We start from the raw sequence: 23,830 nt of genomic DNA on the forward strand, positions 1-23,830 counted from the left end.
ATAAAAGAATTCTATGCGTAAAATTTGTATTTTGTTGCTGGTCTTACTCTGCGGTAATGTTTTACGGGCGCAGGTTACCCCGGCGACACAAGATACAACTAAAACTCAGTTTTCAACAGGTAAAATTGAGCTTGAAGACCCCCCAAGTGTATTGTCAGCCTATAGATATGATCCCATTACAGATCGTTATATCTACACCAATTCTGTTGATGGTTTTTCCATTAATTATCCTTTAATTCTTACTCCTAAAGAATACGAAGATCTGGTGCTTAAAGAATCCAGACGAAATTATTTCAGAAAAAAATCAGATGCCATAGATGGCAAAAAAGCGGGAGCTGAAGCTGCCAAAAAAGATTTATTACCGCGTTATTACATAAATTCAAGTCTTTTTGAAAGCATTTTTGGAAGTAATACTATTGATGTAAAACCCACAGGATCAGTTGAAATGGATCTTGGTTTGAGGTATACTAAACAAGATAATCCTTCGTTTTCTCCGAGAAACAGATCAAGTCTGACATTTGATTTCGATCAAAGGATCAGTATGAGCTTAATGGGGAAAATAGGTACGCGTTTAGAAGTAAATGCAAATTACGACACACAATCCACATTTGCTTTCCAGAATTTATTTAAACTGGCTTATACACCTTCAGAAGATGATATTATTCAAAAGGTTGAGGTTGGTAATGTAAGCATGCCGCTGAATAGTACTTTGATTCGGGGAGCCCAAAGTTTGTTTGGGGTAAAGGCGCAATTGCAATTTGGTAAAACAACTGTAACGGGAGTTTTCTCCGAGCAAAAGTCACAGACCAAAAGTATAGTCGCAGAAGGTGGAGGGACGGTTCAGAACTTTGATTTGTTTGCCTTAGATTATGATAATGACCGACATTTCTTTTTATCGCAATATTTCAGGGATAAATATGATGCTTCATTAGTGGGTTATCCTTTAATTCGAAGCCGTGCCCAAATTACAAGATTGGAGGTTTGGGTAACCAATAAGCAAAACAGGGTAACAACCAATAATAACAACTTAAGAAATGTTATTGCGCTTCAGGATTTGGGAGAAGGTCAGCTTTCCGGTACGCCCGATAATGAGGTGGTGGTTATAACATCTACAGCAGGATTTTTTAATAAAGCGATAGATTCTCCGACAGATAACTCAAACAATAAATACAATCCGGAAACAATAGGACAGGCAGGATCCTTTTTAAACTCTAATATTAGAGAAATTGTAACAGCAAAATCAGGATTCAACAATGCAAATACAAGTGAAGGAACAGATTATTCTATTTTAGAAAATGCCAGAAAATTAACGTCGAGTGAATATACCTTTAATCCGCAATTAGGATATATCTCCTTACAACAGCGTCTGGCAAATGATGAAATCTTAGCTGTGGCCTTTGAATATACGCTGGGAGGCGAGGTTTATCAGGTTGGAGAATTTGGAAGTGATGGTGTTGATGCGACAGTAGTAACAGGAAATAACAATGCCAACCAGGCGATTGTAACACAAAGTTTAGTCTTAAAAATGCTGAAAAGCAGTTTGACAAACGTAAATAATCCGGTTTGGAATTTGATGATGAAAAACGTTTATCAGATTCCACAGGCGTATCAGATTAAACAGGAAGATTTCAGGCTGAATATTCTTTACACAGATCCTTCGCCAATCAATTATATTTCTCCAGTTCAGGGAACGTCATTTCCGACCAACCCTGCGCCAGACATGATGGTTGAAAATACACCGCTTTTAAATGTTTTTGATTTAGACCGATTAAATTATAATAACGATCCGCAAACCGGAGGAGATGGTTTTTTTGATTATGTTCCAGGAGTAACAGTAGATGTTCAGAATGCGCGAATCATCTTTACCAGAAAAGAGCCATTTGGATCACGTCTTTTCGAAAAATTAAGAACAAGTCCGGGTGAAATATATGATGATCCTACTACATATAATGCGAATCAGCGTAAATATGTATTCAGGAATATGTATGAGAATACGCAGGCCGGTGCCTTACAGGACAGTGATAAAAACAAATTCTTATTAAGAGGAAAATATAAATCTTCAGGAAGCAGTGGTATTCCAATTGGTGCCTTTAATGTTCCGCAAGGATCGGTAGTTGTAATGGCAGCAGGCCGAAGACTTGTTGAGGGAATAGATTATAGTGTCGATTATCAGCTGGGGCGGGTTCAGATTCTGGATCCTTCACTACAGGCATCAAATACACCTATCGAAGTATCCTTAGAAAATAATTCTATTTTCGGACAACAGACAAGAAGGTTTATGGGATTAAATGTTGAACATAAAATTTCTGATAAGTTTGTAGTTGGGGGAACGTTCTTAAAAATGACCGAGCGTCCTTTTACTCAAAAATCAAGTTACGGACAGGAATCGGTAAACAATACAATTTTTGGGTTTAACGGAAATTATTCAACAGAAGTTCCATTTTTAACCCGATTGGCCAACAAACTTCCGAATGTTGATACAGATGTTCCTTCTAATCTTTCTATTCGTGGAGAAGTAGCTTTCTTAAAACCGGATGCTCCAAAAGCAAGTGATTTTGAAGGTGAAGCGACAATTTACATTGATGATTTCGAAGGGTCGCAGACCACTATAGATATGAGGTCGGCGTACGCGTGGAGTTTGGCCTCTACGCCTTTTATTACTTCGGCAAATGACAATACTTTTAATGCCGCTTCTAACACATTAGAATACGGCTACAAACGCGCAAAGCTGTCATGGTATACAATCGATCCGGTTTTTTACGCCTCTAAGCCATCTGGGATTTCCAATGATGATTTATCATTTAATTCTACCAGAAGGATTTATAGCAGAGAACTTTATCCCAATACAGATATTGCACAGGGACAAATTCAGGTTATTAACACACTGGATTTATCCTATTATCCATCTGAAAGAGGACCTTATAATAACAATCCTGATTTTGGAACGAGTAATCCTGCCACAAATTTTGGAGGAATTATGCGTGCTTTAAACTCCACAAATTTCGAGCAGGGAAATGTGGAATATATTCAATTCTGGGTTCTTGATCCTTATGTAGGAAATGGCGAAGCGCAGCCCTCTAACAGTGGTAAAATTTATTTCAATTTAGGAGAAGTATCTGAAGACGTTTTAAAAGACGGAAGAAAACAATATGAAAATGGTTTAGGACCCGATCAGATTAAGGTTAATCCACCTCCGATTTGGGGAGATGTGCCGGCTTCTCAATCCCTAATTTATGCCTTTGATACAAATGCAGATAACCGTAAGAATCAGGATATTGGTTTAGATGGTTTGTCAGATGTAAATGAAGGTTCTGTCTATAACAACTATGCCGGTGAACCTGACCCGGCAGCAGATAATTATACGTATTATTTAAATACGGATGGAGGAGTTCTGGATCGTTATAAAAAATATAACGGAACTGAAGGAAACTCAGCTGTAAGTGTTGATGATCCGAACCGTGGCTCAACAACGCTTCCCGATGTTGAAGATATCAACCGTGATAATACTATGAGTACAATCAATGCGTATTATGAATACAGTATTGATTTAAGGCCGGGAATGCAGATTGGTGAAAATTATATTACAGATATTCGTGAACCCGAAGATGTTGGAGATGTTGAATTACCAAACGGATCAACTACCCGCGCAAGATGGATTCAGTTTAAAATCCCGGTGGCAAATCCTCAAAATACAATTGGTAATATTACCGATTTCAGATCCATTCGTTTTATGCGTATGTTTATGACAGGTTTTAATGACCAGATGACCGTTCGTTTTGGAGCCCTGGATTTGGTACGTGGAGAATGGAGAAGATATACAGGAACCCTTGATGCAAATGATACCGATCCTTCTAATGACGGAACGGAGTTTGATGTTGCAGCTGTTAATATTCAGGAAAACGGTACAAAATGTCCGGTAAACTACGTAATTCCGCCGGGAGTTCAGAGAGAGCAATTCTACAACAATAACACCATTATCAATCAAAACGAGCAGTCTTTAGCGGTGCGTATCGGAGGTTCAGGACTGGAATATGAGGATTCAAGAGCGGTTTTCAAAAATGTAAGTGTTGATATGCGTCAGTACAAAAAATTGAAAATGTTCCTGCATGCAGAATCTCTTCCTAGTGAAAGTCCGCTTCTTGACGATGAAATGATTGCTTTTATTCGTTTTGGTAACGATTTTACACAAAACTTTTATCAGATTGAAATTCCATTAAAAGTAACAAACAGTGGAGCAGATTGTAGAATAAGTCCGGATCAGGTCTGGCTCGAACAAAATAATATTGATGTTGCTCTGTCTTTGCTGACAAGAATGAAAATATTGGCAATGAATATTGACATAAATTCGGCAAAAAGGGATATAAATGGTATTTACTATCCTGACCGTGATCCCGAGGTAGAGGGTGGTGACCAGGATGGAAAATTGACTTTAGGTATTAAAGGAAATCCCAATTTTGGTTTAGTCCGAAACTTAATGGTCGGAGTAAAAAGTGCTACCGATCATAAAGGTATTAAAGGAGAAGTGTGGTTTAACGAACTTCGTATGTCTGATTTGGAGAACAAAGGAGGTATGGCGGCTTTGTTAAATGTCGATACTAACATGGCCGATTTGATGACCATGTCTGCTTCGGGTAAAAAGAGCACAATTGGTTTTGGTTCTCTTGAGCAAGGTGCAAATGAGAGAGATCGTGAAGACATACAGCAATATAATATCGTGACGAATTTAAATCTGGGAAAATTACTTCCTCAAAAATGGGGTATAAATCTTCCGTTCAATTATGCAATTGGGGAAGAGGTTATTACGCCAGAATATGATCCGTTTAATCAGGATATTAAATTAAAACAATTGCTTGCTGAAACTACTGATCCAGATCAAAAGGATAATATCAGAACGCGTGCGGTTGATTATACTAAACGTAAGAGTATCAACTTTATCGGAGTTAGAAAAGACAGAGCAGCTGAGCAAAAACCTCATGTGTATGATGTTGAGAATTTTACATTTTCCCAATCGTACAATCAGGTGGAAAGACATGATTATGAAGTAGAAGATTATCAGGATGAACAATCGAGTACGGCGGTAAATTATGCATATACTTTTCAGCCCAAAGAAATTACACCTTTCAAGAAAACCAAATTCATGAAGAAAAGTGAATATTGGAAATTGTTAAGTGATTTCAATTTAAATTATCTTCCTTCGAACATCTCTTTTAATTCGAATATTTTAAGACAAAGTAACCGTCAGCAATACAGACAAGTAGAGGGTGTTCAGGGAATTGAAATAGATCCGCTGTACAGAAGAAATTTTGCGTTTAATTATCAATATGGATTTGGATTTAATTTAACTAAGTCATTAAAATTGAATTATACCGCAGCTTCAAATAACATTGTGCGAAACTTTTTGAATGACGATAATACACCAAAAGAAGATTTTAATATTTGGGATGATTATCTGGATATCGGAACGCCGAACAATCATACACAGCAATTGGTTTTAAATTATGATATTCCAATTAATAAAATTCCAATTTTTGGTTTTGTTAAAGCAACGTATTCCTATACGGCAGATTATAACTGGCTGAGGTCTTCGACAGCATTTTCTCAATTTCAACAGGAAAATGAAGATGGAACCACAACGATGTACGATTTAGGAAATACCATCCAGAACGCTAATTCGAATACTCTGACTACTACTTTAAATATGAATACATTGTATAAATATTTAGGGCTGACTCCGGGAGGAAAACCGGCTGCAAAAGCTAAACCGACAGCCCCACCAAAACCTGGAGAGAAAATAACGAATACTGCAAAATCGGCCACGAGCAGCAGTCCGTTCCGTGATGGTTTAATAGGGGTTCTGACAAGTGTTAAAAATATTCAGATCAATTATACAAAAAATAGCGGAACAGTTCTTCCTGGTTATTTACCTGGAGTTGGTTTCTTTGGAACATCTAAACCGTCATTAGGATTTGTATTTGGAAGTCAGGATGATATTCGTTACGAATCTGCGAAAAATGGCTGGCTGACAAACTATCCGGAATTTAATCAAAACTTTACGCAGGTAAGTAATAAGCTTTTGAAAATTATGGCAAATGTGGATTTATTTCCCGATCTGAAAATTGATTTGGCAATGGACCGCGCGTACTCTGAAAATTCATCGGAACAATATAATATTGATGAAACGCGTGAAAATCCGTATGTACAGTTATCACCTTACAGTTATGGAATGTTTTCTATTTCGACAGTTTTGATTAAAACAGCATTTTCAACAAGTAATGAAACACAGTCAGCAGCTTTTGATGATTTTAGAAATAACCGTTTAATTGTAGCAAATCGTTTGGCTGCAGACCATTATGGAGGAGGAGAGATTCCGAGATATGGAGATGCAAATAATCCGATTCCTGCAGAAACAGATCCTAATTATAAGGTTTATGTTGCTAATGAGGGATATCCAATTGGTTTCTCAAAAAGTAATCAGGCTGTTTTGCTGCCTTCGTTTATGGCTGCCTACACAGGAGCTGATGCAGAAAAAAGCTCGACGGGTATTTTTAAAAGTTTCCCGATTCCAAACTGGACGGTTAAGTATAATGGATTAATGCGTTATAAGTATTTTAAAGACCATTTTAAACGTTTTTCTTTGCAGCATAATTACAGGGCTTCTTATACAATTAGTCAGTTTAGATCAAACTTTGATTATCTGGAAAATCCAAACGGACAGGATATTAATACCAATTTCTACAATAAAACGATTATGTCGAATGCCAATTTAGTAGAGCAGTTTAGTCCGCTTATCCGGGTTGATTTTGAGCTGAAAAGTTCATTGCGTCTGTTAACAGAAATTAAGAAAGACCGTGCTTTATCGATGAGTTTTGACAATAATTTATTGACAGAGGTTAAAGGAATTGAATATGTTGTAGGATTAGGCTATCGTTTTAAAGATGTTATTTTCTCCTCCAGACTGGCAGATAATCCAACAGGCATCATTAAAAGTGATATCAATTTGAAAGCCGATTTTTCATTTAGAAATAATGAAACTTTAGTCAGGTATTTAGATTATGATAACAATCAGCTGGCAGCGGGGCAGAATATCTGGACATTAAAATTGACGGCAGACTATGCTTTCAGTAAGAATTTAACAGCAATATTTTATTATGATCATTCGTTCTCAAAAGCAGTTATTTCAACTTCTTTTCCATTAACGAATATCAGGTCAGGTTTTACACTACGTTATAATTTCGGAAATTAATTTTAAGATTCTAAACAGGATTTTATTAGAAGATTATTACATTTGTGGCTTAAATTTTAAATTATCAATTTCAAACATACAATTATGAGCATACCAGCAAATTTAAAGTACACAAAAGATCACGAATGGGTTAGCATCGAAGGAGATGTTGCAACTGTAGGAATTACTCATTTTGCACAAAAAGAGTTAGGGGATATTGTGTATGTTGAGGTAGAAACTTTAGATCAGACACTTTCAAAAGACGAAGTTTTTGGAACTGTTGAGGCTGTAAAAACAGTTTCTGATTTATTTTTACCATTAACAGGTGAAATCATTGCTTTTAATGAAGACTTAGAAAGTGCTCCTGAAACTGTAAACTCTGATCCTTACGGAGCAGGATGGATGATTAAAATTAAAATTGCTGACGCATCAGAAATCGATTCTTTGTTGTCTGATGAAGCTTATAAAGAGTTAATAGGTGCCTAAACAACTTCTTTTACTTTGGGCGATTGTCTGCACCGGAATAATTGGTTATTTTTGTCTTACAGACTCAGGTAATCTTCCTGCGGTTAATATTCCAAGTCTGGATAAAATTGTACATTTCTGTTTTCATTTTGGATTTACGATCTCCTGGATTTTGTTTTTCAAAAAGGAATTGAAAGGAAGAGAAGCAGATGATTATAAGGCTTATTTAATTTCATTTATCTTTTCTGTCTTTTTTGGAATCACAATCGAAATTCTTCAAGGAGCTCTTACGTTAACGAGAGCAGCAGATGTTACAGATGTTCTGGCAAATGCACTTGGAGCGTTTACAGCAGTTTTTTCTGCTATAGCATTTAAAAAGCAAATCAATAAGATATAATAACAGAAACCCACTTCGGTGGGTTTTTTTCTACAACAAAATCCAGTATTAAAAGCTATGTTTTTTCATAATAAAATGTACTTTTGTGCTGGTTTTGTGCAACTTCCGTAAAGAAATGAATGTAAAGCAATATTTAGACTCGACGTATTTAAAAACTGCCTCGCAAGCCGGTCTTTCGGAAGCAGAAAACACTGTGGTCGTTAAAAATGCGATTACCGAGGCCATTCAGGAAGGATTTAAACTAATCATGATTCGGCCGGAATATGTTTCTATGGCCAAAAAAATGATTGTAGACGCGAACTCTGTGTTACTGGTTGGAACCGTGATTGATTTTCCTGAGGGGAAATCAAGTCTTGAAAATAAGATTAAGGAAGCAAATGAAGCAATTGCAAACGGAGCAGATGATCTGGATTTTGTCTGCAATTATGAAGCTTTCAAAAATGGTGAAATCGATTTGGTAAAAAAAGAAATCTTAATTGGAACCCAAATCGGATTAGCAAGTGATAAAACAGTAAAGTGGATTATTGAAGTTGCGGCTTTAACAGATAAAGAAATTATTCAATTGTCTGCACTCATAAAAAATGTTGTAGTAACCAATTTTAGCGAAGACGATTTTGATTCTGTATTTGTTAAATCTTCAACAGGATTTTATAAAGCGGAAGGTGGTCTTCCTAATGGAGCTACAATTCCGACAATAATTATTATGCTCGAAAACGCTTCTCCACTTTCTGTAAAAGCTGCCGGAGGTGTTCGCTCATTTGAAGAAGCTTCAGAAATGATTGGTTTAGGAGTGAAGCGAATTGGAACTTCAGCTGCAAAAGCAATCGTGAACGGAGAAATTTCCCCAAATCAATATTAAATAAATACCTCTACCTAAGTGAATAAGTTTTTTTTGTCCCTTGTTTTAATTTTTTCATCCTTTATTGTTTCATCGCAGCAGAACAGAAATTCCGCTGTTCAGCCGGGTTTTACTGCAGAGATGTTTCCTGTTTTTCCGAACTGTGAAAATCTGGAAGGTAAAAAATTAGAAAATTGTTTCTATAAAGAAGTTCAGGACTTTGTTTTTAATAATTTTCAAATTCCGGAAAATTTAAAACAAAACGATTACAAGGGAGCTGTAAAAGTGCTTTTTGAAGTGAATGCAGAAGGTGAATTTAAAATAATTTATGTTTCGGCTGCGAGCGAAGAATTATCTGAAGAGGCAAAACGTGTTTTCGGAAAATTTCCCAAAATAAGACCGGCCACTTACAATGGAAATGCAACTTATTCAAAATATACTATCAATATAGATTTGCCTTTAAAAAGTTCTGAACAACTTGCCGCAGAAGCGCGGGCAGCAGCAGAAATTTTAAAACCACTTGAAAAACCAATGACAGAACTGGATAGTATTGTATATAAAAAATACAATAATCCGGAATTTGAAAGTCATCTGAATATTCCATTTTCACATAGTTATTATGCGCAATTTGATGCAGCGATGAATCAGGTTGGGAGTAATAATCATACCGCTTCAAAACCGTATACGTATACCGAAGTTTCGAAATATTATAATTTAAAAGCCGTAAATCAATCTTTGCAAAAAAATGTTTCTACCTGGCTCGGAAGAAAATGGTGGAACGAAAATATGGTGCAGATTCAGGGAGAAGATTACTGGTTTTCTCTAAATCCAATTGTCGATTTGCAATTAGGAAAAGCGTCAGACAGCGATGCTTCTTACACCTACGTTAATACACGAGCACTTAATTTTAGAGGAGGTTTGGGAAAACAAATTAATTTTACTACTACCTTTTTCGAAAGTCAGGGGCGATTTGCAGGTTATTTTAATGATTATGCAGAATCTATAAAGCCTTCCGGAGGAAATCCCGCGATTATTCCGGGAGTCGGAATTGCAAAACGATTTAAGACCGATGCTTACGATTTTCCTTTAGCGGAAGCGAATATTACTTTCGCGCCAAGCAAAATATTTGATTTGCAATTAGGTTACGGAAGAAATTTTATTGGTGATGGTTATCGTTCCTTGCTTGAAAGTGATGGAGCAAGTCCGTACCCTTATTTTAAAATAAACACTAATTTTTGGAAAATAAAGTATACAAATACCTATATGTGGCTTAAGGATGTACGTCCCGAAGTTACCGCAGAGAAGACCTATGCAACAAAGTTTATGGCAAACCATTATTTGAGCTGGAACGTTTCGAACAGATTGAATTTAGGTTTTTTCGAATCTGTTGTCTGGACAGACACCAATAACAGAGGTTTTGATATTAATTTTGTTAATCCGATTATATTTTATCGTGCCGTAGAATTTGGTTCTTCTTCTCGAAGCGGAAATGCACTTCTTGGAATTACAGGGAAATACAAATGGAATAACAGTATCAATTTATACTCACAATTTTTAATTGACGAATTTTCTGTTTCAGATGTGGGAGCAGGAAATAAAAGCTGGAAAAACAAGTTTGGGTTTCAGCTTGGAGCAAAATATTTTAATGCGTTTAATGTAAAAGATTTGCTGCTTCAGGTAGAATTGAATCGTGTGCGTCCGTATGTGTATTCGCATAGCGCAGCCATTACCAATTACGGTCACAATAACCAGAGTGTTGGCCACCAATGGGGAGGTAATTTTAAAGAATTGATCGTAATCGGGCGTTACCATAAAGGACGTTTGTTTGCAGATGCAAAATTTACAATAGGAACCAGAGGTTTAGATTTTGATACCGCTGAAGATTCCTATAATTACGGAGGAAATATCTATAAAAGTTATGATGAAAACCGTCCGTATGACAGCGGTGTAAAAATTGGACAGGGAAATAGAACAAATGTTTTTATTGCCGACATTCAGAGTGGTTATCTCATTAATCCAATGACGAATTTAAAATTATTTGGAAGTCTTATTTACAGAAATTTTGATCCGACTCAGGAAACTGCGACCACATTTAAGCAAAATACTACCTGGTTTAGTATTGGTTTACGTTCGGATATTTTTAACTGGTATTTTGATTACTAGTTATTTAATAAGATTTTTCGAAATAATAGTGTTAAAGTATGATGAGATCTGAATTTGTAAAGGTTTTATTGAAAAAAATCTAATTTTATAGGTTTAGATTCTACAATCTAATTTGTACATTTGCACCACTCAAAAAAATACACAAACAACAACGGTATTGAACGCTGCAAAAAAAACATTATCACTCAAATCAATATTTCTGGACTTTAAAGAGATTACTAAGGCTGGTTTGGCTATTAGTGTTTTGTTTTCTTCTATTGCCGGATATTTATTAGGTGTAGACAGCGATCACCCTTTTCAATGGAGTGTTCTGGTTGTTTTGTCAATTGGAGGTTACTGTATGGTGGGGGCGTCTAATGCTTTTAATCAGGTTATTGAGAGAGACATCGATTCTCTTATGGACCGTACCAAAAATCGTCCTGTTCCTTCCGGGCGCATGTCTCCAAAAGCAGCTTTGTTTGTAGCAAGTTTGTTAACCATTATTGGTATTGCACTTCTTTATACGATAAATGCTAAGTCGGCAATGTTTGCTGCAATTTCAATATTTTTATATACAAGTGTTTACACGCCATTAAAAACAGTGACTTCCTTGTCTGTTTTTGTTGGAGCTTTTCCGGGCGCAATTCCGTTTATGTTGGGCTGGGTAGCGGCAACGGGAGAATTTGGAATTGAAGCGGGAACTTTATTTTTAATTCAGTTTTTCTGGCAATTTCCTCATTTTTGGGCCATTGGATGGTTTCTGTATGAAGATTATGAAAAAGCAGGGATTTTTATGCTTCCTACAGGCAAAAAAGACAAAGGAACAGCATTACAGATTATTTTATACACAATTTGGCTTATTATAGCGTCGTTGTTACCTGTATTGGGTTTTACAGGGCAATTATTTATTTCTCCAATTGCAGCAGTTTTAGTTTTTCTTTTGGGGATCTGGATGCTTTTTTACGCAGTTCGATTGTATAAAATAAGAACTGCAAAAGCAGCAAGAACTTTAATGCTGGTAAGTGTTTCGTATATTTCACTTTTACAAATTGTATATATAGTAGATAAATTTTTAAGATAGTTATGGAAATGACATTGAAAACAAATGAAGAACAAGCACAAAAGTCAAAATCGGCAAAACTGATTCTGCTTTTTGCAATGGTTAGTATGACCATGATGTTCGCCGGATTAACAAGTGCGTTTGTAGTAAGTAAGTCACGCGCAGACTGGTTGAAGAATTTCGAACTACCTTCGGCTTTTTATTGGAGTACCGCTGTAATTATCGGGTGTAGTATCACTTTTCATCTGGCGAAAAAAGCCATTCAGAAAGATAATAGAAGCGCAGTTACCAGTTTGTTGCTGGGAACTTTGGCGTTAGGAATTTTGTTCGTAGTTTTACAATTCCAGGGATTTGGACAAATCGTTGAACAGGGCTATTATTTCACAGGAGAAGGTAGTTCAATTACTACAACTTTTTTATATGTTGTAACGGTTACACACTTGTTGCACCTTGCAGGCGGAATAATTTCACTTTTAATTATAATTTATAATCATTTTAAACAAAAATACAATTCGACTCAAACTCTTGGCATAGAGCTAGGTGCGATGTATTGGCACTTTTTGGATTTATTGTGGGTGTATTTATTTTTATTTTTATTTTTCTTTAAATAAGAAAAAAACGTAAATTTGGGAACTTTTTAACGAATATCTTTTATGGGAGCGACAGTTACTACTGCAAACAACGACGAAAAAACTTGGGGAGGCGGTCATGAGATCCAGCCACTAGGATCAAGTTATGGTAAAATGATGATGTGGTTTTTTATCGTATCAGATGCCTTAACATTTTCTGGATTTCTAGGAGCATATGGTTTTTCTAGATTTAAATTTATCGAAACGTGGCCTTTGGCTGATGAAGTGTTTACTCACTTTCCATTTATGCATGGTGTTCCGGCTCCAATGTATTATGTAGCTTTAATGACTTTTATTTTGATCTTTTCATCTGTAACAATGGTTTTGGCTGTTGATGCAGGGCATCAGTTGAAAAAGACAAAAGTTGCAATTTATATGTTCTTAACAATTATTGGAGGTTTCATTTTCGTTGGTTCTCAGGCCTGGGAGTGGAAAAACTTCATTAAAGGAGAATATGGAGCAGTTGAAACAGTTGGAGGAAGTTTACTTCAGTTCGTTGATAAAGATGGAAAAAGAGTAGCTTTAGCTGATTTTGCTGTTAAATTGCCGGAACAAAGAGAGGCTTTAACAAGAAACAAAACTAGCTGGTTTATGGAAGATGCAGAGTCATTGCCATCGTACTCAGTTGCTGAAGTACAGGCTGGTTTCAAAGCTCATCCTGAAATCCTGGTCAGAACTGAAAAACTTACAGCTCAAAAGAAAAAAACTGTTTTGTCAAGAGCAGAATCTGAAGCTCATTTGGCTAATGCTAAATATGTAGTAGAAGGCGCTAACCTGATTAGAAACGAATACGGAAATAAATTATTTGCTGATTTCTTCTTCTTTATTACCGGATTCCACGGATTCCACGTATTTTCAGGAGTTATCATTAATATCATCATTTTCTTCAATGTATTATTAGGTACATACGAGAAAAGAAGAAGTTACGAAATGGTTGAGAAAGTTGGTTTATACTGGCACTTCGTAGATTTAGTTTGGGTATTTGTATTTACAGTATTCTACTTAGTTTAATTTTTAGAATTTAATTATTATGTCACACGAGCACGTATCAAATACAAAAAGAATCTGGTTAGTTTTTGGTTACTTATCACTAATTACTACAGTAGAAGTTATTTTAGGTATTATTAAACCAGCCTCATTAGAATTCACTCACTTTATAGGTTTGAATTTGTTAAACTGGATATTTTATATCTTAACATTGGTTAAAGCATATTTTATTGTATGGGCATTTATGCACATGGAAGGAGAAAAAAGCAGCCTTAGATGGTCTGTTGTTTCTTCTGTAGTTTTCCTGGTATTATATTTATTGTTTATTCTGTTGACAGAAGGACATTATATTTATGGGGTTTTTAAAGATTCTACTATTAAATGGAATTTTTAACATGATATTAATTCGAAAAGAAGCTCCGATTTACGGAGCTTTTTTTATTTTTGTACTTCAATTTCTTCCATTTATATAATGAAAAAAAATATAGTTCTCTTTGTACTTTTTGTTCTGCCAATTGTAGCGTATTTGTTTTTCGCTTCGGGTGTAAATAGTTTTACAACTCTTCCTGTAATAACACCAAAAGTGGCCGATTTTGGAAATTGGAAATCTCTCAGCGGAAAAAAAATCTCTCTGGATAAAAAGATTACAGTATTGGGATTTGCAGGTACTGATATTCTGAAGAATCGTGGGAATTACTTTAATCTAAACGAAAAAATATACAAACGATATAATGGTTTTGAAGATCTGCAGTTTGTAGTATTGTGTCCCGAAGGAACTGAAAGCGAAGCTCAGAAAATTGTCGATGCATTGTCGCCTTTTACAGATGTTAAAAACTGGCATTTTGTTTTTGCTCCGAAAGCCGAAATCCAAAAATTTTATGACGGATTGCATTTGAAAGGAAAATTAAATGAAAACCTGGGAACTTCGAATGTTTATATTGTTGATAAGGAAAGAAATTTAAGAGGCAGAAAAGAGCAAAAAGAGTATAAGGAAGGCTACGATACTTTTCACCCTTCTGAATTAAGCAATGAGATGCTTGATGATTTTAAAATCATTTTATACGAATACCGCGCAGCTTTAAAGAAAAATCATAATGCCACAAAGCAACTTTAAAATCATTTATAATGTTTAAAAACAAATCATATATCGGAATTTCCTTTATCATTTTGATTTTTGGAATTTATGCCATTCCTAAAATTGTTGACCGTGTCAAAAACGGCGATGTTGTAAAAGGAAACCGTCTGGATAATGTTAATGCAAAATCTTCAAAAGACGCCAAACTATTAACTATTGGTCCGGCTCCAAAATTTGAATTGACGAATCAGAATAATGTAAAAATCTCTAATGAAACGTACAAAGGAAAGGTGTATGTTTTAGAATTCTTTTTTACAACCTGTCCTTCAATTTGCCCGAAGATGAATATGAGCATGTTGGAAATCGAAAAGACCTTCTTCGGAAATCCGAATTTCGGAATTGTGTCCATCACTATAGATCCAAAGCATGACACGCCGCAGGTTTTAAAAGATCATGCCAAATTATTAGGTGTGAAATCTTCAACCTGGAATTTTTTAACCGGGGACAGAGAGGTAATTATGGATTTATCTAATAAAGGGTTTAATCTGTATGCAGGTGAAAATAGTAAAGTAAGCGGCGGTTTCGAGCATTCAGGCTTATTTGCACTGATAGATAAAGACGGAAATATTCGCTGCCGAAAAGACGACTTCGGGAATCCAAATATCTACTATGATGGTTTAGATAAAAAAGGAGTTCGCGATATTCAGGAAGACATTAAAATTTTATTAGAAGAATAACAATGGAAGATCATTCATTAGAAAAAAAATATAACAAACTTATTATTGCGGTTTCCATTGTGATTCCTGTTGTTGTAGCAATTTTATTTGCGGTTAAACTTAAAGATTTTGGTTTTGATGTTGAACCTTTGTCTTTTTTGCCTCCTATTTATGCAACAACAAATGGTATTACGGCTGTTGTTTTAGTTCTGGCGGTTTTAGCCATAAAAAATGGGAAACAGAAACTACATGAAAGATTGATGACTTTTGCTATTGCTTTGTCTCTGGCTTTTTTAGTAATGTATGTTGCTTATCACATGACGTCGGATTCAACAAAGTTTGGAGATTTAAATCACGATGGTATTCTGGATGCAGCAGAAAGTGCAAAAGTTGGTTCATTGAGATTAGTTTATTTTATTATTCTGATAACGCATATATTACTGTCAATAGCTATTATTCCGTTGGTCCTGATTACGTATGTCAGAGCACTGGCACAAAGATTTGACCGACATAGAAAGATTGCGAAAATCACTTTTCCGATTTGGTTATATGTTGCCGTGACTGGAGTTATAGTGTTTTTAATGATTTCTCCTTATTATGCAAACTAAGAAAAATAATATTCAAAATATATCCGGACGCTTGAGAAACCAAATGCAAACTTTGTTTTTTTGCATTTGTTTTTTTCTCATTGGCATTTCAGCCAATGCTCAGTGTGCGATGTGCCGGGCAGCATTATCGGGCGATTCCAATACAAAAAAAGCTGAGGCAGTAAATGATGGAATCGTTTATTTAATGGTAATTCCGTACTTACTGGTAGGAATAATTGGTTATTTGATTTACCGAATGTATACTAATAAAAAAAAGCAGTCTAATTAGACTGCTTTTTTTATTTAAGACCGTTAACAGAAACGTTTACGGTTCCGTTTATTTTGATGAACGCTATAATTGCCTGATTGGTAAGTTGAATTTTGTCAAATTGTATGTCTTCCATTTTTCCGTTTACAAATACACCGGGCATCGGAGAATAATTCTTTAAATAAGCTGCCATGCTTTTTTTACCTTCTTCCAGATTTGGTTGTATCGAATAACGACAGCTTTCCTCCATTTTTCTTAAAACATAACCCTGGGCGAGCCAGTTTGCAGTTCGCATCAATTTACTTTTAGTATCTAAAACATAATCCAGCTTATCAAAGTAAATTTCTTTTTTTTGTGGGTTATATTGTGGAAATCCGTTTAAATAAAGTGTTCCGTTTATTGATCCCAAAACATCTAAGGCAATTACCATTTTCCCATCTTTGTGCCAGATTGAAACATTTTTCACGGTTACCTTTTTGCTTCCTTCTCCAAATTCCTGACCGGCAAAATTTTTGGTCATGATTTTAGATGCATCCACATAACTTGAAATAGCAGCAATATTGGCAGAAATCTGATTTGGAATTTTAGCAACTGGTTTTAAAACAATTTTGCTGGCATTAAATTTTGATTCAGGTTGTTTTCCTACAATAGTTTCCATATTGCATTTCATCCCCATTTCCAGCAAGAAAGAATCATTTTTAAGTTTTGCATTTGTTGAATATATTTCGACAGGAACTATACGAAGCCAGCTTTCATACGTATCACTCATTTGAAATGGTGTGCAGATTTTTTCAACCGCTTGTAAAACATTTGGTTTGAAATCCATAGATTTTTCTATTGCTTCGTCGATTTTCTTTTCCAGTTTACCTTTAAAAATAGAAATAGCCGGATTAATCAAATATGTTATCGGCATGTTTTTTCCAAAGACGGTCATGGTAGGAGCTTCTGCCCAGTCTAACGATTTAAATTCCGTTTTGGTATTTAGTTTCCAGTTTGTCAGAGTGGTTTCACTTGACAAAGTAATTGTTCCGTTCAGATTAAATTCCCGGATATCATACAATTCAACTCCTAATTTTTTTGTTCCGATGCGGTATTTGATATTCGCTTTAAGCGGCAAAATTGTTTTGATTTTCCTGTCCGGATTAGACGGGTCATTTTGAATTTTGATTGGCGCCTGTTTCCAGATTTTCATTTCGATATCATCATCCTCGATAGTGTTATCTTCATAAATTAATCCATTTAACAGCGAATTCGTCTGATTTTCGATATCACTTAATTTTATCGTAATCGGAAGATTGACAAAAGAAGGATTGCTGTCATAAACTAACGGACTGGCATCATCCGGTTCTGGTTTTAAAGTTTCTAATTTTTGAGTAGTAGAAGAACAACCTGCCAGCACGGCAAGTATTGAAAACATTGAAATTATAGAAGTAAGCTTCATGTAAGATGAATTTTAAATGCGAAGTAAAATTACAAAAACAATCATATTTTATTGTAAATGTGTAACAAATACAAAATACTAAAGTCTAATACAAAAGAGATAACCCAATTATTAACTTTTTATTATCATAAATTACTTAATAAAAATGTTATTATTGTCTAAAAAAATTAACAATACCATGATTGAAATAAAAGATCTGCATAAATCCTATAAAATGGGAAGTTCTGAACTTCACGTGTTAAAAGGTATTAATTTTAATATTGAAGAAGGTGAATTAGTAGCAATCATGGGATCATCTGGTTCGGGAAAGTCTACACTTCTAAATATTTTAGGAATCTTAGACGAAGCAGATTCGGGAAGTTATATTTTAGATAAAACACCAATTAAAAATCTTAATGAAACCATAGCCTCACGGTATAGAAATAAGTTTCTGGGTTTCGTTTTTCAGTCTTTTAACCTGATTAATTATAAAACTGCGCTGGATAATGTTGCTATGCCTTTATATTATCAGGGAGTAAATAGAAAAGAGCGTTATGAGATCGCAATGAAATATTTAGAGAAAGTGGGACTTGGTTCCCATTCTCATCATTTACCAAGCGAGCTTTCCGGCGGTCAGAAACAACGTGTAGCTATTGCAAGAGCGTTGGCTTCAAATCCTAAAGTTTTATTGGCCGATGAGCCAACAGGAGCTTTGGATACTAAAACTTCTTACGAGGTTATGGAACTTATACAGGGTATTAATGATGAAGGCAAAACCATTTTAATTGTGACACACGAACCTGATATTGCCGCAATGTGCAAAAGAAATGTAGTCCTGAAAGACGGATTGATTATCGATGATAAAAAAGTAGAACAAGTTAGAGCTTCGTCTTATGTTTAATATTGAACGCTGGCAGGAAATATTTGAAGCCATTTCTAAAAACCGTCTTAGAACTTTTTTGACAGGGATTTCGGTTGCTTCAGGTATTTTTATTTTGGTGATTTTACTTGGCGCAGGTAAGGGCCTTCAAAATGGAATCGAAAAACAATTTGAGCGTGATGCCGCCGGAATTGTCGAAGTTTGGGCAGGAACAACAACTAAAGAATATAAAGGTCTCAACCCAGGAAGACAGGTGCAGTTTCGCAATAGCGATTATAATCAGTCTGTCCAGAAATTTGAGGATAAATTAGACCTTCGTGCTTCAACAAATAATTATTGGGGACAACCTTTTGCTTATGGAAAAGAATCCGGCAGTTATCAGTTTAGGGGTGTTGACCCTGATTATGGCGGAATCGAAAATCTTACCATTATACAAGGTCGTTATATAAATGCCAAAGACATGCAAAGCAATGCGAAAGTAGCGGTTATTGGTTTGAAATTAAAGAACGATTTGTTAAAAGAGAAGGAGGCGATTGGCGAGGAAATCCTAATAAACAATATTAGCTTTACGGTCGTCGGAGTATTTACCGATCCCGGAGGAGAAAGAGAAGAGACACGTGCTTATTTACCGTTGACGACTGTGCAAAAAACTTTTGGCGGAGGAGATAAAATCAGTAATTTGTTTTTTACACTAAAAAAGACAGCAGATTATGATGAAGCACTGGCACAATCAGAAAAATTTACACAAGATTTAAAAGACTTGTTAAAGAGCAAAAATATGGTTGCTCCGGATGATGATAGTGGTGTAGGGGTATATAATTCTGTTAAGGATGCAAAGCAGTTTTATGATCTTAATTTGTATATAAGACTGTTTTTCTGGTGGGTCGGAATTTGTACTATTATTGCCGGCGTAGTTGGTGTTAGTAATATTATGCTAATTATTGTAAAAGAAAGAACAAAAGAAATCGGAATTAGGAAAGCCCTTGGTGCATCACCTTTTTCGATTATTTCGATGATTCTTCATGAATCTATTTTTATTACGACAATTGCAGGTTTTACAGGCTTGTTAGGAAGTTTGTTGTTGTTGGAATTTGTGGGTCCGATGGTGGAGAGTGAGTTTTTTAGAAATCCTGAAGTAGATTTTAGTGTCGCTCTGACTACTTTAATTCTTCTTGTATTTGCTGGAGCTATGGCCGGATTTTTTCCTGCTTACAGAGCGGCTAAAATTAAACCTATTGTAGCACTTAGAGACGAATAATCATGTTTAGTAAAGATAATTGGGACGAAATATTACAGGCGTTAACGGCAAATGTCTTTAGAACAGTTTTGACTGCTTTTGGAGTTTTTTGGGGAATATTCATTTTAGTGATATTACTTGCAGCCGGTAAAGGCCTTGAAAACGGCGTTAAAAAAGGCTTTGACGGTATTGCGACCAATACCATGTTTATGTGGAGTCAAACAACTTCTAAAGCTTACAAAGGGCTGCCAAAAACCCGTCGTTATGATTTTAGAAATAGTGACGTTGCAGCTTTAAGACAGGCTGTTCCGAATTTATTATATGTTTCGCCCAGAAATCAGCTGGGAGATTTTAACGGCACAAATAATGTGGTGCGCGGCACTAAAACTTCTTCTTTTACGATTTACGGAGATTATCCCGAACTGATTAAGCAGCAGCCAATGGATATTATAAAAGGCCGTTTTGTAAATCATCAGGATATTGAGGGAAAAAGAAAAGTTTGCGTTATTGGTAAAGGTGTTATAAGCGAACTTTACGGCAAAGCAGAAGAATGTATTGGAACTTACATAAAAATTAACGGAATCAATTTTATGGTGGTTGGGGTTTATTCATCCAAACAACAGGGTGGAAATGCCGAACAGGAACAAAAAAATATTTTTATTCCTTTTACTACTTTCTCTCAGGCATTTAATTACGGAGACAAAGTAGGCTGGATGGCCATTACCGCAACAGATGATTCGTCGATTACCGAATTAAAACCAAAAATTTTAGAAACTATAAAAGCACTTCACTCTGTAAATCCTACAGATGAAAGGGCTGTGGGAAATTTTGACCTGTACGAGCAATTTAATAAAGTGCAAAGTTTGTTTGATATCTTAAAAATCATCGCTTATTTTGTAGGAACATTAGTCTTGATTTCGGGCGTTATCGGAATTTCCAATATCATGCTTATTGTAGTTAAAGAACGTACTAAAGAAATAGGAATCCGAAGAGCTTTGGGAGCAACGCCGGCAGCTATTCGCGGACAGATTTTATCTGAATCTATATTTTTAACCATTATTTCCGGGATGTTAGGAATTGCGGTAGCAACCGGAATTATTGCCCTTTTAAATATGGCTCTGGATGCTATGCCTCCTGGCGGAGATACCATGTTTGCTAATCCAAGTGTAGACCTGGGAGTTGTATTTGTAGCGTTGCTAATATTAGTAGGATCCGGTTTGCTGGCAGGATTTATTCCGGCGCAGACCGCTATAAATGTCAAACCGGTAGACGCATTAAGAACAGAATAAATTATCAATCACTATAAAATCGATTAAACCAAAAACAAATGAAAAAAGGAGTAACCGTAACCATTTTAATATTTATTGCGATCATTTTCTTTGGCGCACTGTATTACTTGTACGCTAAAAATCAGGAATCACCGATTATATTTAAAACGGAGAAAGCAGAAATTAAAACAATCGTCAAAAATACGATTGCAACCGGTAACATTCAGCCTGATGAAGAGGTATTAATCAAACCTAATATTTCAGGTATTATTGAACAGGTATATATCAAAGCCGGAGAGAAAATCAAAGCCGGAGATATGATTGCCAAAATTAGAGTTGTGGCAAATGTTTCTAATGTAAGCAGTACACAGAACCAGGTACAAACAGCTAAAATTGCATTAGATAATCAGGAAAGACTGTATAAAAGACAAAAAACATTGTTTGATAAAGATGTAATTTCTGCGAATGATTTTGATGCTGCTCAAGTGGCTTACAATCAGGCAAAACAAACCTATCTTGCTGCAAAACAAAGTTTAGATATCGTAAAAACCGGAACAACCTCTTCTTTAGGAAGTTATGCCAATACATTAATTCGTTCTACGGTAAACGGAATGGTGTTAGACGTTCCTGTGAAAGTTGGAAATCAGGTAATTGAAAGTAATAACTTTAACGAAGGAACTACAATTGCAAGTGTTGCCGATGTGGGAAGAATGATTTTTATTGGTAAAATCGATGAATCGGAAGTGGGAAAAATCAAAGAAAAAATGGCGATCGAAATCACGGTTGGAGCAATTGAAAATAAAAAATTCGATGCTGTTTTAAATTATATTGCACCAAAAGGAATTACAGAAAATGGGGCAATTCAATTTGAGATTAAAGCGCAAATGGTAAACAGGGATGATACTTTTATCAGAGCCGGTTTAAGTGCTAATGCTTCCATTATTTTAGAAAAAGCAGATAAAGTTCTGGCAATTAAAGAATCACTGGTTCAATTTGACAAAAAAACACAAAAACCTTATGTTGAAGTAGAAACTGCTCCGCAAAAATTTCAGAGAAAAGATTTGGTGCTGGGTGTGAGTGACGGAATTTATGTTCAGGTTAAAAGCGGACTGAAAAATACGGATAAAATTAAAGTCTGGAATCAGGGGCTTATTGATGAAAAAGACAAAAAATAATTTGAACTTATAACAAGTTTTTTGGTTTTAAAATATGTTAAATTTGTACAGTATCTTTACTGTGCTTTCATTCAGAATATATGAAAATAAATAAATATAATAGTTTTGTTTTTGCGCTGTTATTTGGCTTAGGAATGTCTGGAAACGCGCAATCAAAAAAATGGACTTTGGAAGAATGTGTGCGATATGCACTTGAAAATAATATTTCGATAAAATTATCTGAACTGGATGTTAAAAATGCCGCTATCGATAAAAGAGGAGCTTTGGGAAGTTACCTACCATCGGTAAACGGAAACGCTTCTCACTCCTGGAATATTGGTTTGAACCAGGATGTTACGACGGGACTTTTACGTAATCAAACCACACAATACTCCTCTGTTGGTCTTAACGCAGGAGTTGATATTTACAAAGGACTTCAGAATCAAAATGCCTACCGCAGAGCTAAGTTGTCTATAGTGGCTTCCCAATATCAATTGTTGAAAATGCAGGAAGACATCTCTTTGAATGTTGCCAGCGCATTTTTACAGATTTTATCTAACAAAGAGGATTTAAAAGTAAAGAAAGAACAATTGGCAATCGATGAGAAAAGATTTGCCCGTTCTGAGGAAATGGTAAATGCAGGAACAATTCCCCGTGGCGATTTGTTTGACCTGAAAGCAACCGTTGCAACTGATAAACAAAACATAGCAGTTGCTGAAAATAACTTATTGATTTCGAAATTAAGTTTAGCACAGCTCTTACAATTAAAAGAATTTGCAGATTTTGATGTTGCAGATGATACAAAGGTCACAGACGAAAATAATATTCTGGCTCAGACTCCAACTGAAATCTACGAAAAAGCAAGAGAAACCAGAACGGAGTTAAAATTGGCACAAACTAATCTTGAAATTGCCGAAAAGAATGTAGCTATAGCTAAAGGTGCTTATCAGCCAACCCTTAGCGGATTTTATGGTTTTAATACCAGAGCAAGTTATAGTGATCAGATAAAGTTTGATGCAGCCAATCAGCCTTATACTGTTGGGCCAGATCCAATTTTTCAACAGTTTAGCGATAATAAAGGTCATAATTTTGGCTTTCAATTGAATGTTCCTGTTTTTAATGGATTTTCGGTTAAGAATAATGTAGAGCGTAATAAAGTAACTTTAGAAAAATCTAAAATAGATTTAGAGCAAAAAAGTTTAGATTTGCAACGTAACGTTTACACTGCTTTTACAGATGCCAGAGCTGCTTTAAATACGTATGAAGCGTCTACAGTAACCTTAGAGGCAAGACAACAAGCTTATAATTACGCAAAAGAAAAATATGATGTTGGGTTGATGAATTCATTTGATTTTACACAAGCTCAAACTTTACTCACTAATGCGCAGTCTGATGTTATCAGAACAAAGTATGATTACATGTTTAAAATAAAGATATTAGAATTTTATTTCGATATTCCAATTGTTCCAATTATTACAAAATAAT

The 23,830-nt window shown here is 35.4% G+C and carries 19 protein-coding genes; 18 read left to right on the top strand and 1 reads right to left on the bottom strand.

Annotation, left to right across the window (positions count from 1 at the left end):
* The first annotated feature begins 13 nt into the window (after nt 1-13).
* From sov to ABEB31_RS06140, 13 genes are all read left to right on the top strand, one after another.
* A complete protein-coding gene (gene sov, locus ABEB31_RS06080) occupies nt 14-7,243 on the top strand; it encodes a T9SS outer membrane translocon Sov/SprA (RefSeq protein ID WP_347050459.1) in 7,230 nt (2,409 codons plus the stop codon).
* Between the two features lie 84 nt (nt 7,244-7,327).
* Nucleotides 7,328-7,708: a glycine cleavage system protein GcvH gene (gene gcvH / locus ABEB31_RS06085; RefSeq protein WP_294782401.1), complete on the top strand. Its 381-nt coding sequence runs from the start codon at nt 7,328-7,330 to the stop codon at nt 7,706-7,708.
* The gene (locus ABEB31_RS06090) at nt 7,701-8,084 is read left to right on the top strand and encodes a VanZ family protein (protein ID WP_347050460.1); all 384 of its coding nucleotides are present in this window, start codon (nt 7,701-7,703) and stop codon (nt 8,082-8,084) included. The genes gcvH and ABEB31_RS06090 overlap by 8 nt, the downstream gene beginning before the upstream one ends.
* 115 nt (nt 8,085-8,199) lie before the next feature.
* A complete protein-coding gene (gene deoC, locus ABEB31_RS06095; protein WP_347050461.1) occupies nt 8,200-8,943 on the top strand; it encodes a deoxyribose-phosphate aldolase in 744 nt (247 codons plus the stop codon).
* Nucleotides 8,944-8,961: 18 nt separating this feature from the next.
* The gene (locus ABEB31_RS06100; RefSeq protein ID WP_347050462.1) at nt 8,962-11,085 is read left to right on the top strand and encodes an energy transducer TonB; all 2,124 of its coding nucleotides are present in this window, start codon (nt 8,962-8,964) and stop codon (nt 11,083-11,085) included.
* Between the two features lie 157 nt (nt 11,086-11,242).
* Complete coding sequence (cyoE, locus tag ABEB31_RS06105; RefSeq protein ID WP_347050463.1) at nt 11,243-12,145, top strand: heme o synthase; 903 nt, start codon at nt 11,243-11,245, stop codon at nt 12,143-12,145.
* A gap of 2 nt (nt 12,146-12,147) precedes the next feature.
* Nucleotides 12,148-12,735 carry a cytochrome c oxidase subunit 3 gene (locus ABEB31_RS06110; protein WP_347050464.1) on the top strand — a complete coding sequence of 196 codons (588 nt, stop codon included), beginning with the start codon at nt 12,148-12,150 and terminating at the stop codon, nt 12,733-12,735.
* Nucleotides 12,736-12,777: 42 nt separating this feature from the next.
* Nucleotides 12,778-13,764, top strand: a complete 987-nt coding sequence (locus tag ABEB31_RS06115) for a cytochrome c oxidase subunit 3 (RefSeq protein ID WP_347050465.1) — start codon at nt 12,778-12,780, stop codon at nt 13,762-13,764.
* Nucleotides 13,765-13,783: 19 nt separating this feature from the next.
* On the top strand, nt 13,784-14,134 hold the full coding sequence (locus ABEB31_RS06120) for a cytochrome C oxidase subunit IV family protein (protein ID WP_347050466.1): 351 nt from the start codon (nt 13,784-13,786) through the stop codon (nt 14,132-14,134).
* A gap of 78 nt (nt 14,135-14,212) precedes the next feature.
* Complete coding sequence (locus ABEB31_RS06125; protein WP_347050467.1) at nt 14,213-14,854, top strand: hypothetical protein; 642 nt, start codon at nt 14,213-14,215, stop codon at nt 14,852-14,854.
* Nucleotides 14,855-14,865: 11 nt separating this feature from the next.
* Complete coding sequence (locus ABEB31_RS06130) at nt 14,866-15,552, top strand: SCO family protein (RefSeq protein WP_347050468.1); 687 nt, start codon at nt 14,866-14,868, stop codon at nt 15,550-15,552.
* A 2-nt stretch (nt 15,553-15,554) separates the two neighbouring features.
* Nucleotides 15,555-16,139, top strand: coding sequence for a DUF420 domain-containing protein (locus ABEB31_RS06135; protein WP_347050469.1), 585 nt, complete (start codon nt 15,555-15,557; stop codon nt 16,137-16,139).
* Nucleotides 16,140-16,182: 43 nt separating this feature from the next.
* Nucleotides 16,183-16,407 carry a hypothetical protein gene (locus tag ABEB31_RS06140; RefSeq protein WP_347050768.1) on the top strand — a complete coding sequence of 75 codons (225 nt, stop codon included), beginning with the start codon at nt 16,183-16,185 and terminating at the stop codon, nt 16,405-16,407.
* Between the two features lie 10 nt (nt 16,408-16,417).
* Here ABEB31_RS06140 and ABEB31_RS06145 read toward each other — a convergent pair whose 3' ends face one another.
* Nucleotides 16,418-17,827, bottom strand: coding sequence for a DUF4403 family protein (locus ABEB31_RS06145; protein ID WP_347050470.1), 1,410 nt, complete (start codon nt 17,825-17,827; stop codon nt 16,418-16,420).
* Nucleotides 17,828-18,005: 178 nt separating this feature from the next.
* Here ABEB31_RS06145 and ABEB31_RS06150 point away from each other — a divergent pair, with 178 nt between their 5' ends.
* The 5 genes from ABEB31_RS06150 to ABEB31_RS06170 all read left to right on the top strand — a co-directional run bounded on the left by ABEB31_RS06150 (nt 18,006) and on the right by ABEB31_RS06170 (nt 23,829).
* Nucleotides 18,006-18,707, top strand: a complete 702-nt coding sequence (locus ABEB31_RS06150; protein WP_347050471.1) for an ABC transporter ATP-binding protein — start codon at nt 18,006-18,008, stop codon at nt 18,705-18,707.
* Nucleotides 18,700-19,944: an ABC transporter permease gene (locus ABEB31_RS06155; RefSeq protein ID WP_347050472.1), complete on the top strand. Its 1,245-nt coding sequence runs from the start codon at nt 18,700-18,702 to the stop codon at nt 19,942-19,944. The genes ABEB31_RS06150 and ABEB31_RS06155 overlap by 8 nt, the downstream gene beginning before the upstream one ends.
* A 2-nt stretch (nt 19,945-19,946) precedes the next feature.
* Complete coding sequence (locus ABEB31_RS06160) at nt 19,947-21,212, top strand: ABC transporter permease (RefSeq protein WP_347050473.1); 1,266 nt, start codon at nt 19,947-19,949, stop codon at nt 21,210-21,212.
* A gap of 38 nt (nt 21,213-21,250) precedes the next feature.
* Nucleotides 21,251-22,366, top strand: a complete 1,116-nt coding sequence (locus tag ABEB31_RS06165; RefSeq protein ID WP_347050474.1) for an efflux RND transporter periplasmic adaptor subunit — start codon at nt 21,251-21,253, stop codon at nt 22,364-22,366.
* Nucleotides 22,367-22,446: 80 nt separating this feature from the next.
* The gene (locus ABEB31_RS06170) at nt 22,447-23,829 is read left to right on the top strand and encodes a TolC family protein (protein WP_347050475.1); all 1,383 of its coding nucleotides are present in this window, start codon (nt 22,447-22,449) and stop codon (nt 23,827-23,829) included.
* The last annotated feature ends 1 nt before the right edge of the window (nt 23,830 follow it).

This window comes from Flavobacterium olei (genome assembly GCF_039749035.1).
Lineage (GTDB): Bacteria > Bacteroidota > Bacteroidia > Flavobacteriales > Flavobacteriaceae > Flavobacterium > Flavobacterium olei.